General features: G+C 49.4%; 22 protein-coding genes. 15 read left to right on the forward strand and 7 right to left on the reverse strand.

The genetic code is table 11. The features are described from left to right. Positions 1-363: 363 nt before the first annotated feature. The 6 genes from QZZ36_RS11595 to QZZ36_RS11620 all read left to right on the forward strand — a co-directional run bounded on the left by QZZ36_RS11595 (position 364) and on the right by QZZ36_RS11620 (position 5,000). Positions 364-1,020, forward strand: coding sequence for a cobalamin biosynthesis protein CobQ (locus tag QZZ36_RS11595; RefSeq protein WP_295081629.1), 657 nt, complete (start codon positions 364-366; stop codon positions 1,018-1,020). Positions 1,021-1,145: 125 nt separating this feature from the next. Next, on the forward strand, positions 1,146-1,352 hold the full coding sequence (locus tag QZZ36_RS11600; RefSeq protein ID WP_294753460.1) for a 4Fe-4S dicluster domain-containing protein: 207 nt from the start codon (positions 1,146-1,148) through the stop codon (positions 1,350-1,352). Positions 1,353-1,397: 45 nt separating this feature from the next. Beyond that, positions 1,398-2,441, forward strand: a complete 1,044-nt coding sequence (locus tag QZZ36_RS11605; protein WP_295081701.1) for a 3-methyl-2-oxobutanoate dehydrogenase subunit VorB — start codon at positions 1,398-1,400, stop codon at positions 2,439-2,441. Then, complete coding sequence (locus QZZ36_RS11610; RefSeq protein ID WP_295081631.1) at positions 2,441-3,214, forward strand: thiamine pyrophosphate-dependent enzyme; 774 nt, start codon at positions 2,441-2,443, stop codon at positions 3,212-3,214. The genes QZZ36_RS11605 and QZZ36_RS11610 overlap by 1 nt, the downstream gene beginning before the upstream one ends. After that, positions 3,214-3,747 (forward strand): 2-oxoacid:acceptor oxidoreductase family protein, encoded by a 534-nt coding sequence (locus QZZ36_RS11615; protein ID WP_295081633.1) that lies wholly within the window; start codon positions 3,214-3,216, stop codon positions 3,745-3,747. Before QZZ36_RS11610 ends, QZZ36_RS11615 begins: the two co-directional genes overlap by 1 nt. Positions 3,748-3,935: 188 nt before the next feature. Then, a complete protein-coding gene (locus tag QZZ36_RS11620; RefSeq protein ID WP_295081635.1) occupies positions 3,936-5,000 on the forward strand; it encodes an alpha/beta hydrolase in 1,065 nt (354 codons plus the stop codon). Between the two features lie 63 nt (positions 5,001-5,063). Here QZZ36_RS11620 and QZZ36_RS11625 read toward each other — a convergent pair whose 3' ends face one another. Next, positions 5,064-6,014 (reverse strand): hypothetical protein, encoded by a 951-nt coding sequence (locus QZZ36_RS11625; protein ID WP_295081637.1) that lies wholly within the window; start codon positions 6,012-6,014, stop codon positions 5,064-5,066. Then, positions 6,011-7,069, reverse strand: a complete 1,059-nt coding sequence (locus QZZ36_RS11630) for a hypothetical protein (protein WP_295081638.1) — start codon at positions 7,067-7,069, stop codon at positions 6,011-6,013. The genes QZZ36_RS11625 and QZZ36_RS11630 overlap by 4 nt, the downstream gene beginning before the upstream one ends. A 260-nt stretch (positions 7,070-7,329) precedes the next feature. Here QZZ36_RS11630 and QZZ36_RS11635 point away from each other — a divergent pair, with 260 nt between their 5' ends. From QZZ36_RS11635 to recG, 9 genes are all read left to right on the forward strand, one after another. Beyond that, the gene (locus tag QZZ36_RS11635) at positions 7,330-8,697 is read left to right on the forward strand and encodes a citrate/2-methylcitrate synthase (RefSeq protein WP_295081640.1); all 1,368 of its coding nucleotides are present in this window, start codon (positions 7,330-7,332) and stop codon (positions 8,695-8,697) included. A gap of 58 nt (positions 8,698-8,755) precedes the next feature. Then, a complete protein-coding gene (locus QZZ36_RS11640) occupies positions 8,756-9,124 on the forward strand; it encodes a hypothetical protein (protein WP_295081642.1) in 369 nt (122 codons plus the stop codon). 29 nt (positions 9,125-9,153) lie between these two features. Beyond that, on the forward strand, positions 9,154-10,167 hold the full coding sequence (locus tag QZZ36_RS11645; RefSeq protein ID WP_295081644.1) for an aldose 1-epimerase: 1,014 nt from the start codon (positions 9,154-9,156) through the stop codon (positions 10,165-10,167). A 54-nt stretch (positions 10,168-10,221) separates the two neighbouring features. Further along, complete coding sequence (locus QZZ36_RS11650) at positions 10,222-10,872, forward strand: hypothetical protein (protein WP_295081646.1); 651 nt, start codon at positions 10,222-10,224, stop codon at positions 10,870-10,872. Next, entirely contained in the window at positions 10,873-11,601 is a 729-nt protein-coding gene (locus QZZ36_RS11655; RefSeq protein WP_295081648.1) for a SprT family zinc-dependent metalloprotease, read from the forward strand. A gap of 41 nt (positions 11,602-11,642) precedes the next feature. Further along, positions 11,643-11,864: a DUF4236 domain-containing protein gene (locus QZZ36_RS11660; protein WP_295081650.1), complete on the forward strand. Its 222-nt coding sequence runs from the start codon at positions 11,643-11,645 to the stop codon at positions 11,862-11,864. Between the two features lie 9 nt (positions 11,865-11,873). After that, complete coding sequence (locus QZZ36_RS11665; RefSeq protein ID WP_295081652.1) at positions 11,874-12,644, forward strand: TIGR00282 family metallophosphoesterase; 771 nt, start codon at positions 11,874-11,876, stop codon at positions 12,642-12,644. A 123-nt stretch (positions 12,645-12,767) separates the two neighbouring features. Continuing rightward, positions 12,768-13,028, forward strand: coding sequence for a stage V sporulation protein S (locus tag QZZ36_RS11670; RefSeq protein WP_024861514.1), 261 nt, complete (start codon positions 12,768-12,770; stop codon positions 13,026-13,028). A 125-nt stretch (positions 13,029-13,153) separates the two neighbouring features. Continuing rightward, positions 13,154-15,190 carry an ATP-dependent DNA helicase RecG gene (gene recG / locus QZZ36_RS11675; protein WP_295081655.1) on the forward strand — a complete coding sequence of 679 codons (2,037 nt, stop codon included), beginning with the start codon at positions 13,154-13,156 and terminating at the stop codon, positions 15,188-15,190. A 77-nt stretch (positions 15,191-15,267) separates the two neighbouring features. Here the strand turns inward: recG and QZZ36_RS11680 are convergent, their stop codons facing one another. From QZZ36_RS11680 to QZZ36_RS11700, 5 genes are read right to left on the reverse strand one after another with little or no spacing between them, the layout of a single operon-like run. Further along, positions 15,268-16,185, reverse strand: coding sequence for a hypothetical protein (locus QZZ36_RS11680; protein ID WP_295081657.1), 918 nt, complete (start codon positions 16,183-16,185; stop codon positions 15,268-15,270). Beyond that, positions 16,182-16,577 (reverse strand): hypothetical protein, encoded by a 396-nt coding sequence (locus QZZ36_RS11685; RefSeq protein WP_295081659.1) that lies wholly within the window; start codon positions 16,575-16,577, stop codon positions 16,182-16,184. The genes QZZ36_RS11680 and QZZ36_RS11685 overlap by 4 nt, the downstream gene beginning before the upstream one ends. After that, complete coding sequence (locus QZZ36_RS11690; RefSeq protein WP_295081661.1) at positions 16,574-16,987, reverse strand: hypothetical protein; 414 nt, start codon at positions 16,985-16,987, stop codon at positions 16,574-16,576. The genes QZZ36_RS11685 and QZZ36_RS11690 overlap by 4 nt, the downstream gene beginning before the upstream one ends. Beyond that, positions 16,984-17,352 carry a hypothetical protein gene (locus tag QZZ36_RS11695; protein ID WP_295081663.1) on the reverse strand — a complete coding sequence of 123 codons (369 nt, stop codon included), beginning with the start codon at positions 17,350-17,352 and terminating at the stop codon, positions 16,984-16,986. Before QZZ36_RS11695 ends, QZZ36_RS11690 begins: the two co-directional genes overlap by 4 nt. Position 17,353: 1 nt before the next feature. After that, positions 17,354-18,196: a hypothetical protein gene (locus QZZ36_RS11700; protein ID WP_295081665.1), complete on the reverse strand. Its 843-nt coding sequence runs from the start codon at positions 18,194-18,196 to the stop codon at positions 17,354-17,356. Positions 18,197-18,367 lie beyond the last annotated feature (171 nt).

Below are 18,367 nucleotides of genomic sequence, written 5' to 3' on the forward strand. Positions count from 1 at the left end.
TGGCGGCAAGGAGTACGCAAAGATAAGAATATCTGTTGATTACGCCCCCGACAGAGTAACCATCGTTTATTTAAGAAAGATAGATGACGACTTTACATTACAGATAAGCTATTACACAATTGCCGATGATGATTGTTCAGAGTTTGAGAGCAGATTTGAAGCGATAGACTGACCAGTAATTTGCAGTTGAAAATCAATTGGCTTTTATTCTGATAAAATGAAGCCTCGACTTTAAGTCGGGGCTTTTGCCTGCTTTCACAAAAATAAGCCTGTGGGATACTAAAAATTGCACTTGCAATTGACAGTTTAAAGTGATATAATAGAAATTGTAGGATTTTTCACAAGTGCTTAAAGAGGATAATTATGAAAAATATTAAGATAATCACAGGTCATTACGGCAGCGGAAAGACAAATTTTTCCGTGAATCTTGCGGTAAAAGCCGCGGTGGAGGGCAGGTCCGCAGCTATCGTTGACCTTGACATAGTAAATCCCTATTTCAGAACTGCCGATTTCAGGGATCTTTTCGAGGAAAAGGGCATAAGGCTCATAGCTCCCGACTTTGCAAGGAGCAACCTTGATATCCCGTCGATACAGTTTGACGTGGTGGAGCTTGCCACCGATGAGGACTGCCTTATAATAGACGTTGGCGGCGACGACGCGGGAGCGGTCGCTCTCGGACGCTATGCGGAAGCCCTTGAGCAGTTCAAAGACAGTATAGAGATGTATTACGTAATCAATCAGCGCCGCTACCTCACAAATACTGCTGAAGAGGTAACGAAGCTGATGTATGAGATAGAGGCGGCGGCGCGTATGAAGCATACCGCCATTGTCAACAACACCAACCTCGGCTGCGAGACCACACTTGATATAATCGAGCAGTCACGCCCCTTTGCTGAGGAGACCTCGCGTATAACGGGACTTCCCGTCATATACACCGTATATCCTGAGGACATCGCCGGACAGTCGGATAAGCTAGACGTATTCCCGGCAAAGATATACGTAAAGCCCGTCTGGGGCTGATGAAAATTCGGAATGCGGTATTCGGAATGCGGAATCAGGTATGGAATGACGTAATCCCGGATTCTGAATCCCGAATTCCTGATTTGACCATAAATGAACATTTCATCTGAAAGGAGAAAAAGTGTATGGCTAAAATGACAGTTATTACCGAGCGCTGCAAGGGCTGCGGTCTGTGTACGGCTGCCTGTCCCAAGAAGATCGTTGCGCTCCAGAAGGAAAAGCGTAACAAGAAGGGATATTTTTACGCAGAATGTACCGACCAGTCAGCCTGCATAAGCTGTGCAATGTGCGCAACTATGTGTCCGGACTGCGCTATCGTTATTGAAAAATAATCTATATTCGTTGAAAGGAGCTGTTTAGCTTTGGAAAGAAATCTTATGAAGGGTAACGAGGCGCTGGCAGAGGCTGCTATCAGAGCAGGCTGCAAATGCTTCTTCGGATATCCTATCACTCCTCAGACAGAGCTTGCCGCTTATATGGCAAAGCGTATGCATAAGGCAGGCGGCGTATTCTTACAGGCAGAGTCCGAGATCGCTGCTATAAATATGGTACTGGGCGCTGCTTCAACAGGCGTTCGTGCAATGACATCATCGTCCTCACCCGGAATCTCACTGAAGAGCGAGGGCGTATCATACATAGCAGGTTCAGACCTTCCTGCTGTAATCATCAACGTAGAGAGAGGCGGCCCCGGTCTCGGCGGTATCCAGCCTTCACAGGCTGACTACTGGCAGGCTACAAAGGCACTGGGTCACGGCGACTTCCAGCTTCTGGTATACGCTCCTGCGTCAGTACAGGAAATGGTAGACTACGTAGTAAAGGCTTTCGACCGTGCCGACAAGTACCGTATGCCTGCAATGATCCTTGCAGACGGACTTCTCGGACAGATGATGGAGCCTGTTACATTCCCGGAGATCAATCCTGAGGCTTATGACAAGAGCAGCTGGGCTGCAAACGGTCACAAGATGAAGAGAGAGCATCACATAATCAACTCCCTCTACCTCAAGCCTGATGAGCTTGAAAATTCTATCCTTGAGCGCTACAAGAGATACGAGATAATCAAGGAAACAGAGACAGAAGCGGAGCTTTATCTCACAGAGGACTGCGATATACTTGTATGTGCGTTCGGCGCAACAGCAAGAGTTGCGAAGTCTGCTGTAAACGACGCAAGAGCACAGGGCATAAAGGCAGGTCTCTTCCGTCCCAAGACACTGTGGCCATTCCCTGTAAAGGAGATCAACGAGGCTGCAAAGAGCGCAAAGAAGCTTCTCAGCGTAGAGATGTCAATGGGACAGATGATAGACGATATCAAGCTCGCTATCAACTGCTCAAAGCCTGTTGAGTTCTTCGGAAGAACAGGCGGCGTTATCCCTTCACCTGCTGAGGTGCTGGGCGAGATCAAGAGAATGGGAGGTGCCCTCTGATGGCTGTAGTATTTGAAAGACCAAAGTCGCTCATCGACGTTCCTACACATTACTGTCCCGGCTGTACACACGGTATCGTACACAGGATACTCTGTGAAGTCATCGACGAAATGGGTATCGAGGGCGATACTATAGGAGTATGTCCTGTAGGCTGCTCAGTTATGGCTTACGACTACTTCAACTGCGATATGATCGAGGCTGCACACGGACGTGCTCCGGCTGTTGCAACAGGCGTTAAGCGTACAAACCCCGACAAGTTCGTATTCACATATCAGGGTGACGGAGACCTCGCCGCTATCGGTACTGCCGAGACTGTACACGTAGCTACAAGAGGCGAGAACATCGTCGTTATCTTCATCAACAACACTATCTACGGAATGACAGGCGGTCAGATGGCTCCTACAACACTTCCCGGACAGATAACACAGACCACACCTTTCGGAAGAAGCCCTGAGCTTGCAGGTTATCCCGTAAAGGTATGCGAGATGCTCTCACAGCTCACAGGTACTGCTTATGCAGAGCGTGTGGCAGTTGACAGCGTTCCCCATATCAAGGCTGCAAAGAAGGCTATCCGCAAGGCGTTCGAGAATCAGAAGGCAGGAAAGGGATTCTCTATCGTAGAGGTACTTTCCACCTGCCCCACAAACTGGGGACTCGCACCTCTTGACGCTATCAAGAGACTTCAGGACGAAATGATCCCGTACTATCCTCTCGGCGTATACAAGGACGTAGAAGAGGGAGTATTCCCAAAGACAGAAGGAGGTAATGAGTAATGGCTACTACAGAAATACTCCTCGCTGGCTTCGGCGGACAGGGTATCCTCTTCGCAGGAAAGATACTTGCATACTGCGGACTTATGGACAATAAGGAGCTTTCATGGCTCCCGTCTTACGGTCCTGAGATGAGAGGCGGTACCTGCAACTGTTCAGTTACTATTTCCGATGATCCTATCGGTTCACCTCTCGTACTCACACCTCACCTTCTTATCGCAATGAACCAGCCTTCATTCGACAAGTTCGTAAGCTGTGTCCGTCCCGGAGGAAAGGTATTCTTCGACAGCTCCATGATCGAGGCTGATACGGACAGAACGGACATTGAGCTCTTTGGTATCCCGTCACAGCAGATGGCTGACGATAACGACCTCAAGGGCGGCTCAAACATCATACTTCTCGGCAAGCTCCTCAAGGAGACAAACATCTGCTCGCTTGAGACTATGCAGAAGGCTATCGAGAAAGTCGTACCGCCAAAGAAGGCAGCACTTATCCCCAACAACTTCAAGGCTATCGACCTCGGCATGAACGCATGATTTCAAAAGCTCCTGACATTAGTCAGGAGCTTTTTTAGCAGTGTAGGGGCTGATGCCCGCATCAGCCCGCAAGAGCTTAATGATCCGCCTTTTTATTTGACATATCTCCTGCCTTTGTGCTATAATGTATATGCTGTGTTTCCGAAAAAGGCACAGCAAGGATATGAGAAAAGCGGAGGATGATTTTTATGGAAGTAATCAAAAAAATATTCAAGGTATTGGGCAGGATACTGCTTGTACTGCTCATACTTATAGTCATCGCGCTTATAGTATGCTTCTTTTATCAGAAGTCGGCACAGAAAAAGGACAGGAAGCTCCTTGAGGACGGCGGCTACAAACACCTTTATTCCGCAGGGGACTACAACATGAACATAAACATCTACGGCGAGGGCAAGAACAAGATAGTAGTCATGCCGGGCAGCGGAGATGCCGAGTTCACCGTGAATATGAAGAAGTTCTCGGAGCACCTCAGCGATGATATAAGCCTTGTGGTCGTTACCCGTCCGGGATACGGTCTCTGCGAGGAGACCGACCATGAGGTAACGACGGAATACATCGTTGACAGCACACGTACCGCACTGAAAAATGCTGGCGTAGAGGCTCCTTATATACTTATGCCTCATTCACTCAGCGGAATTTACGGCACCTACTGGGAGAACACCTACCCTGACGAGGTATCGGGTGTTATCTTCCTTGATACGGTAAACGACGCATATCCCGAAGTTCCGGAGGAAGAAATAAACGAGAATATCTCGGGAGCGGTTTTCCATATAGCTAAATTCTTGCAGAGATCGGGCGTAACAAAAGCTCTTAATGATATTATGCACAAAAGCGATGACGACGATGAATATGCAAAGTATGCAAATGCGATGTTCGAGATAAACCCCGCAGGCTTTTCAAAATCCTTCATCAGCGAGTTAAAGAATTTCAACAAGAATATGAAAACAGCGTGGGCTTCCATAAAGTCCAACGATATCCCCAAGATATACATTTCCACAAACTATCAGACTATCGACGATATCAGGGAATACCTGATGTTCATGGACGGAGAAGTTGACGAAGCGAAGGCACAGGAATGGTTTGAGGATGAGAAGTCCGCAGAGAATCAGGATTACTACAAAAAGAGGACAGAGTACATCAATAAGGTAGGTAACTGCAGGGAAATAAACATTCCCGGAAGTCACTTCATCTACGAACAGAAGCCCGATGAAGTTGCAAAGACTATAAAGGACTTCGTTGACGGCATTAAATAAAAAATCAAGCCCGGAAGCGGTGATATCACCGCCTTCGGGCTTATTTGCGCACTGCGCCGTTTATTATCTGTGATGACCGCCGCCGCTGTGGGAACCGCCGTGATAGCCGCCGCCACCGCCGTGGAAACCGCCTCCGCGGCTTCCGCCGCCGCCGGAATCGATCCTTGTTTTGGTGGTATGTGTACCCTGGAAGATATCGTTTTTCACAGATAAGCCTGACATTCCTGATGCAAGATATATTCTCGGGTTGGTCTTGTGCTTGAATTTATAGTTCCTCTTTGTGACTAAGAATACTATAAGCGCGGTCAGAACTCCGACAAGATCTGCAATAAGAAGCCTGTGGAGCTTTTTTGCAGGCGGTATGCTCTTGGTGATGAATGTTTTTCCGTTTTTGATGTAGGTATAATCGTGATTATAGTAATCCCTGTCATCATAATAGGAGAGCCTCGGCTTGTCGGAATTGAAATCGGTGATGAATTTGCAGAAGCTCTTTATAGCCTTTCCTACCTTTTGGGGATCAATGGGATCTGAGGAGTAGGAGGACGGCAGATACTGGTCAATAGAGGAATAGATAGTTTCGAGGATGGGTTCTGTATACAACAGGCAGGCCTTTCCGCTGTTTGAGATATAATCGTAAGCCGGACGCTTTCCGGAAATATCTATATAGTACAGCACACCGTCGGTATACTCGCCGAAAGCGGTATCGTAGGTGCTTGCCGCGAAATCCTCTATTGAAGAGTCGGAATGATATCTTTTGGTCTCGTCCGGAAGATAAATGAGGATATTCATTCTGTTTTGTCTCGCACAATCCCTGACAGTCTCATTCAGATCGCTCAGAAGAGACGGGTCGCTGTTATAGAGACCATGCTCGTCGATTATTCCGGACTTTGAGACATCATCGTCGGAAAACTCCACGTGCTGATTTTCGGAAGTAATGTTCGCTGCTATCAGGTTTGTGACTGCAAGGAATGCCGCGAACACAAGTACGATAAAAAGTGAAGATATCTTTTTCATAGACTTATGATACCTCCGATAATCATACCCAGGACAGATACAACAGCGCCTATAGCGCAGCTGAACAGTGTCAGCTTGGCTTTTGAGAGCGGCGGAGTGCCTGCCAGCTTGCCTGTCTGTCCGTTTATAGCGAATTCATACACCTTGTCGTTGTATTTGTACGACATGAACCATACAGGCAGCATGGTGTACTTCCAGTCGGTCTGTGTGATGTTGTAGCTCTGCGCAAGGGGGGTAACGGAGGTATATCCTGAGATGCTTTCATTTACCAGAGAAGCGCAGGCTTGCTCTGAACGGGCTCTTATACGCGGGAACACCTGAGTCTTGTCCTCGTCGTACTTATCCGCGAAGAAGCCGCTGAGGTATGACATGGAGAAGTCCTCCAGCTCGTTGTAGTCAAATGGCTCGATTGATTCCATCAGCAGGTCGTCTATCTTGGTCTCTCCGTCTGCCGGAACACCTTTTGTAACGAGGTCGCCTCTGCGGACAATGTGGTATGTACTGGTCTCGGTGTATCTGTAATTGCCGCTGGTCCAGCTCCTGACCTTCTTGCCGGTGCCGGAATAATCGACATTCACATGGCAGTCAGCCATCCAGAAGGGGACATAGAGACCGGTGAGCTTTTCTATCTGCTGTTCCGATTTGAAGTCGCTCGGTACGAACCAGCGCTTGCCGACCCATTGCTTGAAATTGAACACGGCGTGTTCCTTGGTGAGCTTGAAGCCGATGATCTTGTCCGGCTTATATTTGCCTCCCATTTTTCCGGCAAGGATGACCGGGTTATGGCAGTAATAGCAGAAGGTGGCGGTTTCCTTTTCTTCCGCCATTATCTCGGCGCCGCAGCTGTCGCAGCGGTAGAGGTGGGTATGATTCTCAAAATCCTCTTTTAGCTTCACCTCTTCTTTGGGTATGCTGTTTTCAGTTTTAGCGCAAAGCTGTTTTATTTCCTTGACCGTAAACGAACTGAGGCAGTATTCGCAGGACAGCATCTGTTTCTGCGGATCGAATTTCAGGTCTGCGCAGCAGTTCGGACAGGTATATTTTACTGATTCCAATGCCATTATCTCCTTTCCTCTGCACCTGTGTGCGGAAGTAACCCTATAGACTATATCATGTGCCGGCACGGACCGACAAATATAGTTTACCATATTATACGGATTTTTTCAAGTAGAAAGCAGATAATATTTACATCATGCCGAAAAAAATAATTGTATCACAGGGCTGCTGATGCTTGACAAAACTGCCGAAATCACCTATAATAAGTAATATATACTATTGATAGTACAAATCGTAATAATGAAAGGGATGACGATAGATGAGATACAAGTTTTCAGAACTGACGCCGGAAATAGTCCAGCTTGCTGATATGTCGCTGGATGGCTACAAAATAGACCCGGAACTCTATACCCAGTACGACGTTAAGCGCGGTCTCCGTGATATAAACGGAAACGGAGTCGTAGCGGGACTTACCAATATAAGCACCATAAAAGTGCTGGATATGGGCGACGGAATGCCTAATCACGGCGACGGCAAGCTGTATTACAGAGGAATAGATGTAGAAGATATCGTCGCCGGTTTCATTAAAGAGAAGCGTTTCGGCTTTGAGGAAACGGTATACCTTCTCCTTTTCGGGAAGATGCCCTCGGAGACGGATCTTGCCGGATTCCGCAGGATACTGGCTGAGTTCCGCGAGCTTCCCTCAAACTTCATGCGCGATGTTATAATGAAGGCTCCCACGGACAATATGATGAACACTCTCGCAAAGAGTGCACTTGCACTGTATTCCTACGATGACAGGGCAAACGACATATCCATACCCAACGTGCTCCGTCAGAGCATAGAGCTTATAACGCTTTTCCCCGTGATATCCGTTTATGCGTATCACGCATATAAATACGCAAGATTAGGCGGAAGCCTTTTCATACACAGTCCGCAGCCGGAACTTTCCATAGCTGAGAATCTGTTGTATATGCTCCGCGAGGACAGGAATTATACCGAGCTTGAGGCTCGTATACTCGACCTTGCACTTGTGCTCCACGCAGAGCACGGCGGCGGAAACAATTCCACATTTACCGTACACGTTGTATCCTCGTCAGGTACGGACACCTACTCCGCTATCGCGGCGGCTCTCGGCTCACTGAAGGGACCCAAGCACGGCGGCGCCAATATCAAGGTGGCTATGATGTTCGACGATATGAAGCAGAACGTGAAGGACTGGACTGACGAAGAGGAGATAAAGTCGTATCTCCGCAGACTGCTCCACAAGGAAGCATTTGACAGGTCCGGACTTATCTACGGCATGGGTCACGCGGTATACTCCCAGTCAGACCCAAGAGCAAAGGTGTTCAAGGGCTTTGTAGAGTCTCTCAGCTCCGAGAAGGGCAGACACGACGAATTCGCGCTGTATTCCCTGGTAGAGCGTCTCGCTCCGGAGGTCATAGCCGAGGAGCGCAGGATATACAAGGGAGTATGCGCCAACGTGGATTTCTACAGCGGCTTCGTATACCGTATGCTCGGCATACCGGATGAGCTTTTCACACCGCTGTTTGCGACATCGAGAATAGCCGGCTGGTCGGCTCACAGAATAGAGGAGCTCATCAACTCCAACAAGATAATACGTCCTGCCTACAAGGCTATATCGCCCATGCGGGAGTACACCGACATGGAAAACAGAATGGACTGATAAAGCTATGAAAGGCAGAGTTTTGACAAGATCGTTCCTGATGGGGATGATCTGTCCTATGGTCATATATATTGCAGGAGGAGCGCTTGACGTTATCACAAAGGAAAGCAATTTCATGCTTGCGGTCATGTTTGTAATGGGCGCGGTTTTGCTTGCCCTGCCTGCATACTTTCTTTGCCGGGAAAAGAAGCTGAACGAACAGTTCCGGACTAAGCTTATCGCTCCTGCGTATCTGCTTGGTTATGGAATACTGTTGCCTGTTATGCTTTATGTCACGGACTGTCTTGACACGCAAAATCTTTTCGGTCACAAATTTCTCGGCGGCATAGGACTTACCATAATGCTTATAATACTTGCCTGCGGCTTCGGCTGGGCAGTTGTATTCCGCACAGGAGCGGCGATAGTCCGGTTGATTAAAAAGGGATAAAACATATTTTTAAAAGGATTGTGATAGAAATGAAGAACACAGCAGAAAAATTTGAATGGAACGGTACGACCTGTATAAAGCTTGAAGCGGGCGGCTACGAAGCGTGGGTGGCAAACGAGATAGGCTCAAATGTTATCCGTCTCCGCGACAACGAGAACGGTATAGAGTTCTTCCGCTTCAAGGAGAACAATACGGCGGAAAAGATAAAGCAGTCGCCGGAGGTGTGGGGACTTCCCACACTTTACCTCCCCAACCGTTTTGCAGACGGCGTGCTCAGAGCGTCAGACGCTGTGTATCAGCTTCCCGTAAATGAGAAGGAACCATTTAACAATCACATTCACGGCTTTCTGCACAAGAGAGCCCATGAGGTAGTGGAGTACAGCTCCGATGACAACTGCGCATGGGTAAAGACGAGATATGTCTACGATGAGAACGACGAGTTCTTTGAGTACCTTCCCGTAAGGTTCACAGTGGAGTACACCTTCACTCTTTCCGAGCAGGGACTTGAGCAGAATATCCGCTTTGTAAACACAGACGGCGTAAAGGTGCTTCCTATGTCGCTGGCTTCACATACGACCATAAATTCGCCATTTGTTGACGGCGGAAGAGAAGAGGATATCCGCCTTACAGTGCCGGTAGGAAAGCGCTGCGAGCTCAACGAGCGCTGCCTGCCCACCGAGCAGCTGAAGGTGCCGAATATGCACGACCTTGAGTACAGCAACGGTGTAAAACTGCCTGTGCTCCGTGTTATAGACAACGAGATGTATTTCGGCGAGTACACCAAGCTTGACGGCGAGAACTTCCACGGAGTGATCGTGGAGGACACAGCCAGCGGCAAGAAGATATGCTATGAGGTATCTGAGGAGTACGGCTTCTGGATAATCTGGAACGACCGCGGCTTCAATCATTTCTTCTGCCCTGAGCCGATGACCGCAATGATAGACGCCCCGAACCTCAAGCTTTCACCCGATATCACAGGCTACCGGGAGATAAAGCCCGGCGGAGTATTCGAGACACACGAAAGATTTTTCACAAAGCTGTGATATAAAGCATATGCACTAATATCCGCATCAATCAAACGCAACAGGAGGAAGAATATGAGACGTTCAAAGATCACGGCATTATTATTTGCGGCTCTTGTTATGGGGCTCAGTACGGCTTGTACCCATGAGTCTCCGCCGTCGGACAGCAGCGAGAGCGCTCCGGCGGTACAGGAGAAGACGGAGCCGGCTGCTGCGGAGGGAGCTTTTGCACCTGCCCTCACAGCAGAAAAGGAAACCGACCTTGACCTGACAAAGCTTACGGAATTTGACCTCAGCTCAGAGGATCTTCACGACGGAGTATGGGATACGGACATAACAAAGACAAAAAACGGCTCAAACCGTTCGCCCCAGCTCTCATGGCAGCCCGTTGAAGGCGCGTCCTGCTATGCTGTGTATATGATAGATACGGGCAGTACGGGCTATTCCTCGTGGATGCACTGGAAGTCCCTGACCGGAAGCGAGACCGAGCTTCCGAAGGGCTGGGCTCCGGAGAGCGAATACGTCGGACCCTATCCCCCTGAGGGGACCCACGTTTACGAGGTGCTGGTATTTGCGCTGAAGCAGGCTCCCGACAGTCTCAAGGGCAACTTTGACAACAGCAACGATCCCAAGCTGCTGGAGTTCCTGAAGTATATGGACGGCGGCAACGGCGGGAATATCATATCCTTCGGACACATCAGCGGAACCTATACCTATGGTGATTAAATGGCGGCGGTAAAGGAAGAACACGCGGTACTTACCGCTGACGGAGAGATAGAATATGTACTGGAGCGCAAGAAGGTAAAGAATATAAATCTGCGCGTAAAGCCCGACTGCTCGGTATACGTATCCGCTCCCCACAGGGCTGCGGTGCGTGAGATAGAGGGCTTCATAAAGGCAAAAAGCAAGTATATAAGACGTGCGGAGGAGTATTACCGGAGCCGTCCTCAGCAAAAGGCAGCGGAGCTGCAGTATGTCAGCGGCGAGGTCATAAAGCTCCTCGGCACCGATGTTGAGCTGAAGATACTGAACGGGAGCAGGGACTTTTCCGAAAGGAACGGCTCTGTGCTGTATCTGCACGTAAAGGACACGGAGGATATCAGACGAAGGCAGAAGCTCTTCAACGCATGGCTCGACGAGGTGTGCAGAGAGATATTCACTGACATAATGCGTGATGTACACGGGAGGTTCTCGGAGTACAGCCTGCCTTTCCCGCAGCTGAAGCTCCGAACCATGACGTCCCGCTGGGGTAGCTGTCATCCGGGCAAGAAGATAATAACGCTCAACAGGCGGCTTATAGAAGCGCCGAGGCACTGTATAGAGCAGGTAGTCACCCATGAGTTCTGCCACTTTGTATATCCCGATCACGGAAAGGATTTTTACGCTCTGCTGCAGCGTATGTATCCTGAATGGCGGTACAGCAAGGCAGTCCTTGAAAGCACGGTAGTGCTCTGATATACTGGCGTAAGCGACCATTTATGACAGGAGGAAGAAGTATGGGATTTCATTTCAGGAAGAGCTTCAAGATAGGCAAGCTTTTTAAATTCAACAAGAACAAGAAGGGCGGCAGTATCTCGGTAGACGGACCTTCCATCGGCGGAAAAAAGCTTAAATTCACCGTCAATAACAAGAAAAAAGCCACAGTTAGTCTTCAGGGCACGGGCATATCCTACGATACTGATCTCGGCGGCAAGAAGAAAAAGACTGACAAGAAATAAAGGCTCAGTATGAAGAATCTGCTTTTTATAGGCGATGTTGTGGGCAGAGCCGGCTGCGAGTTCCTTTCGGAAAAGCTGGGAGCCCTCAAACTCGCGCATGATATAGATATTACCATCGTTAACGGCGAAAACTCCGCGCAGGGTAACGGTATCAACCACGCCTCTGCGGATATGCTGGTAAGGGCTGGAGCTGACGTGATAACCACGGGAAATCACGCCTTCCGCCAGAAGGACGCTATGGAGCTGTTTGAGTACGACTATATGGTACGTCCCGCAAATTATCCTGAGGGCGGCTGCGTCGGCAGCGGAGTAAGGATACTTGATATGGGAGCCTATTCCGTAGCGGTGGTGAACATGATGGGCACCGTGTATATGGATCCCCTCGACAACCCGTTCAGCAAAATGGACGAGCTTCTTGAAGAGATAGATACTCCGAATATATTTCTTGACTTTCACGCGGAGGCGACCTCTGAGAAAAAAGCCATGGGACACTATCTTACCGGAAAGGTGAGCGGCGTTTTCGGTACCCATACACACGTCCAGACCGCTGACGAATGTATACTCGGAGGGCATACTGCATATATTACAGATGTGGGAATGGTAGGCCCTGAAATGTCTTGTCTCGGCGTAGACACGGCGTCTGCGGTGGACAGGCTGAGGTTCAGGATGCCTGTGAAATTCCAGGTCGCAGAGGGCGAATGCTTCCTTTGTGGAACTATAGTTAATTTTGATGAAAAATGTGGCAAATCATACAAAATAGAGAGAATAATTATAAGATAGTCCACAAACTTTGCTCAAAAGTATTGCAATTTCTATTATAATAAGTTATAATACAATTGTACAATAGCCTAAAGGCATTTGACAATATACGTACAAATATTTTTATCAGGAGGGTTATTTGTAATGGAAATTCTGAAAGTATCATCACACTCGTCACCGAATTCTGTAGCCGGAGCTATTGCCGGCGTCATAAGAGAGCAGAAGGCTGTTGAAGTTCAGGCAGTCGGTGCAGGTGCGGCAAATCAGGCAGTAAAGGCGATAGCTATCGCAAGAGGATATCTTGCTCCGATAGGAATCGACCTTATATGCATACCTGCTTTTGCTAATATCCAGATCGACGGCGAAGAGAGAACCGCTATAAAGCTCATCTGTGAGCAGAGATGATCGGTAAACAACCACAGGGGCGGACAGTATGTCCGCCCTTTTTATGGTCAGATACGGACAGTTCGGAACTAAGAGCCCGGTATACTGAGCTTTTAGTTCTGAGCTTTTCATGATAAGGAGCAGTTATGGCAGCAACACTTTTCAGCGATATAGAGTATCTCAAAGGAGTCGGCAAGGCAAGGGGCGAGAAGTACCGTAAGCTTGGCGTGACTACTCCCTATGAGCTGATATATCATATCCCCAGGGATTACCTTGACTTCCGCACTCATGTGCCTGTGAATCAGGCGGTGCTGAACGATTACAATGTACTGAAATTGACGGTGTTCCGCAAAATGCCGCCTCAGCGCATCAAGGGCGGACTTGTTATATGCAAGGCAGCCGCCACGGACGGGACCGACGATATCCTTATAGTGGTATACAACAATGTATACGGCTTTCAGGCAATGAAGGAAAACGAGACCTATTATATGTACGGCAAGGTCACGGGCAATTTTCTCCGTAAGGAGATAAGCTCCCCTGTGTATATCAGCGCGTCGGAAAAGGTGCTGATACAGCCGAAATACCATCTTACACAGGGGCTTTCCGTGAACATGATACGCATGAATATGCGTCAGGCGCTGGAGCTCATGCGCAACGAGCCCTTTGAGACTCTTTCCGGCGATATACTGCGGAAATACGACCTCTGCCCGCTGATGTGGGCTCTGGAGAATATACACTTCCCTGAGAGCGAGCTTGCGGCTGAGACCGCAAGGCGCAGAATTGCCTTTGACGAGCTCCTGAAATTGCAGATAGGTATGTCCGTTATGAAGTCCCGCAGCAGACGGAGCACCGCCTATAAAATGGACAAATCAGTGGATATCGGCAGCTTTACGGAGGGGCTTCCCTTTGAGCTCACCGGCGACCAGAAAAAGGCGGTATCAGAGATAAAGGACGACCTGTGCAGGGGAGTTCCCATGAACAGGCTGCTTCAGGGCGACGTTGGCAGCGGAAAAACGGCTGTGGCAGCCGCAGCCTGCTGGTTTGCGGCAAGGAACGGAATACAGTCAGCCCTCATGGCTCCCACGGAGATACTTGCCTCCCAGCATTTCCGCACTCTCAGCGACTTCCTCGAACCCTTCGGCGTAAGGGTATGTCTGCTGACAGGCTCCCTCACACCTAAGAAAAAGACGCTGATACGGGAACAGATAGCTGCAGGGGATATAGACGTGATCGTAGGTACTCATGCCATAATACAGAAGGACGTGGAGTATAAGGCTCTTGGACTTGTAATAACCGACGAGCAGCACCGTTTCGGAGTTGCCCAGAGAGCGGCTCTTGCGGAAAAGGGCGATTCCCCTCATAAGCTGGTAATGTCGGCAACTCCAATACCCCGCACCCTTGCGCTGATAATTTACGGAGACCTTGATATATCGGCGATAACACAGCTCCCCAAGGGCAGGAAGCCGGTAAAGACCTATGCGGTCACGGGAAAGCTCCGCAGCCGTGCATTCGGCTTCGTCAGGGAGCGGCTCGACGAGGGACGGCAGGCTTATGTGGTGTGCCCCATGATAGAGGAGAGCGAAAGCGAGCTCTTCGCGGTAAAGACCTATGCGGAAAATGCCGCGAACGGTGACCTGAAAGGCTATACCACAGCTCTGCTCCACGGAAAGATGAGAGCTGCCGAGAAGGACAAGGTCATGGAGAAGTTCCGCGGCGGCGAGATACAGGTGCTTATATGCACTACTGTTGTTGAAGTCGGAGTTGACGTGCCGAACGCGGCGGTAATGGTCATAGAGAACGCTGAGCGCTTCGGACTTTCCCAGCTCCACCAGCTTCGCGGACGAGTTGGAAGGGGCAGTTTCGAGAGCAGCTGCATACTCATAACCGACAATACCACAGAGGAATGTGTGAAGCGAATGAAGATAATGTCGTCCACCACCGACGGCTTCAAAATATCCGAGGAGGACCTGAAAATGCGGGGACCGGGAGATTTCTTCGGCAACGCCCAGCACGGACTTCCGCCGCTGAAAATAGCGGATATCGCCTGCAATATGGAGCTTATGAACCGTGCCCAGAGCTGCGCGAGGGAGCTGCTTGAGGAGGATCCCCTCCTTGAAAAACCGCAGAACCGCGCCCTGAAAATGGACGTAATGCGTCTGTTCAGCAGGGATATCATAGGATAACGCGAAAAGCCTGAAAGCAGTATTTCTGCTTTCAGGCTTTATGTTTTGGTCACAGGTCATATGCGTTCATGTAACGGTCAGAACTTGTCCCTGTAAACGCCTACCTCTGTGAATACGCCCTTGCTGCTGCCATTTACGGAGACATAGCCTATGCGCTCGCCGCTTATGCTGCCGAAGCTCACAAGGTCGTTGAGGTCCTCGCCGTGGTATCCGCTGTAGGAGCAGAATATCATTTTTCTGCCCCGGAAGTCGTATTTATCCCGGTAGACAAGAGCCTGCTGGGGAGAGTAGAGGAAGCGCATATCGAGGTCAAAGTATTTGTGACGAACTATTTTCAGAGGCGCAGCGTCGCTGTCAGTAAGGTTGAAGCTGCCGTAGTTACCGTCGATATCCGCCATATGATAATCGCTGGCAAGGCGGCTGTTGATGACTTCGGTACCGCTGGATATGAACTTTTCGCCGTTCAGGTCAAAGCTTGACGGAGATAAGACAGGGCTCATCATTACGGTATTTGTGCCTCTTATGTAGGGGTATGTGCCTCTTCGCTTGTAGGTCAGGTTCGCAGCCGCGTCCCACATGGAGGTATTAGGACGGACATAGATATAGCTGCTTGTGTCGGAGTCGTTCTCGTGGGTGACGTATGGAAGCGTATAGTAGTTCTCCATGAGCATATTGAAGGAGATATTCATTTTGAGCCCCGGCTCTATCTGATTCTGACAGAGCAGAGAGGTGAAGCTGCGTGAGCTTATGCTTACGAACCTGCAGCCGTTTTTCTGCTCGCATTTTATGCTGTCTATGAGACCGTGGTGAACGGTATTCCCGTCGAGTAAGAGCAGTACCTCCGCTGCGTCGTCGTAGGACAGGGCGGAAGTGCAGATACGTGCTGTAAGGGCTGAATACGGTGTGTACAGCTCCTTTGAGAAGCTGAATGAGAGTACGTTCCTTTCGGTGAAAAGAGTTCCTGATGAAGATCTTATACCTATTGCTGCAGTCATGTTGCATTGCTCCTTGTAATACTGTCATTGGTGAGAAGTGTGACCGAAACGTCAGCCCATTCGCCGCCCTTATCCTCGAAGCTGTAGCTGACCATACAGCAGGCTGTGAATATCAGTCCCATGTATTCCACATTGAATGAGGAAGAGGAGCGGACAAGGCTGTTGAAGCTGTAAATGAAGTCCTCAGGGGAATTGTCCGTGCATATCCTCCCTGTGAAGGTCAGCCCGGTGCTGCGTGAGGCGCTGTTTGTAATGGCGGAACCGCCGTCTGCGGTGGATTCCTCGTTCATGCGTCTTTCCGCTCCTGCCCTGAACCTTTCGCAGTACACCGTGACTCCGCCTATATTTACCGGTACGGCTTCACGGTAAGAAAGCTCTGTAACGGTACTCATACATTGCTCCTTCCGATCTTGGTTATGCCGCTTGCAGAGAGCTTTACACCGAGTACAAGGCGGCTGATGCTGCTGTCGGTTTTTATGCTCATTTTACTGAGGCGGCAGGTAAGTCCCGACATATCGAATATAACCGGAGCTATACCGGTATCGTAGAAGTTATAGAGCTCCTCCGCGGTAGAACCCTGGGGAGCTGTGATACTCAGCTCAAGTTCGGTCTTGAAGGGGATATATACCGTATAAGGCGAGTATATCGGCTGGGAGGATTCAAAGCTGCTTATACCGACAACGGTAAAAAAGCCGCTGCCCTTCCGATCAAGGGAACGTGCGTCAAAGGCGCTGTAAACGGGAAAGATACTTGCAGCCGCAAGTCTTTCGATTATATCGTCGATTATTTCGCTGAGCATCATATCTCCTCCTCTCCGGTGGAAAAGCTGCTGAAAATGAAGTTCTGCGGGAACATCAGGTCGCTGCACAGCTGCATATAGTCTCTGAGCAGGCGCTTTGAATACTTGTAGGCGGTATTCTGCGATTCCTTCAGCACCTTGCCTGCGTAGGTATATTCCGCCCTTTCTCTTGCGGCAAGCATCTGCTGCATTCTGTAGAAGGCAATGGCAGCGGCGAGGAAAGCCAGTCTGACATCGGTCTGATCGGCATCCGGGAGCAGCATTGCCCTTGTTTCGTATATCGCAAGGTTTATTATCTGAAAGTATTCAGTACCGTTTTCCTCGCCGGTAAAAAGCTCGAACAGCCTGGTTACTGTCTGTATATCCATATCATACCTCCTGTTTCATTGAAAAGAATTCGGTCTGCCCGTCCTGAGCTTCGCTGTATTCGAGCTGAAGCCCTGTCCCGCTGTTGCTGCACTGCTTCTCAAGAGAACGGCGCATTTCTATAAGCTCCTGCGTACTCAGCTTTGAAGCGGACAGAGAAGCTATGTCGGCAGCAGCCCTGCCGCCTGTAAAATATGCGAGCTTGCGTATATCGCGGCGGAGCTCATCATCTGCTGCGGAGATATCAGCCACAGCCTGAGCCTTTACGGTATCGGCTTCGCTGTATTTTTTGGTAACGCCTGCGTTCACCTGCGCGGGCACCGCGACGAAGCTCCACTCGTAGGCGTCTGTGATATCTTCAAGGATAGTGTGGCAGCGCTTTCCGCCGTACTTTCTGCCCTTTATGTGATTACAGGAAGCCATATTCTTATCGCTGCCGCAGACAGAGCATATACGCTTTGCGGCTGAGCAGGAAATGCTGACCTCCTTTTTTATGCCGCCGTCTATCTCGGCGATGAGGTTTTTATTGTCATCGGTTCGGACCATGTAAGCCATAGCTTTGAGGTATCTGTAGTTTTCGCCGTATTCTGTTTTGCGTGAGAGGTCGGTGACGAGCTCAGTATCGAAGATACGCGCGTTCTGATTTACTGTGCTGATATTATGGTCGAATATGCCAGTTTTGCCTATGAAGCGCTCTTTTAGCGTTTCGAGAGCGCTGTCGGAGAAACGCTCGCAGTCGCGGTCGATATCGTTGTCGCATAGTATTACCGAGAATACATAAACCTCGTCCTCACTGAGTTTTCTGCGTGTGAACCGGTTTATCTTATCGAGAATGGTCTTATCCATATTTGCTCCTTTCCAAAAAGTATAAATAGCGTATGAAAGGGATTCCAAAGGTACTTTGTTCCTTTGGTCAGGTCAAGGACTGACAGCCCTTGTGGGGTGACTCCCCATAAAATTGGGAGATGTCGCGCAGCGACAGAGGGGACGGACCTGTGAGGTTGGGGCAAAGCCCCA

Origin of the sequence: Ruminococcus sp., from assembly GCF_016287535.1 — a bacterium.
Classification (GTDB): Bacteria; Bacillota; Clostridia; order Oscillospirales; family Ruminococcaceae; genus Ruminococcus.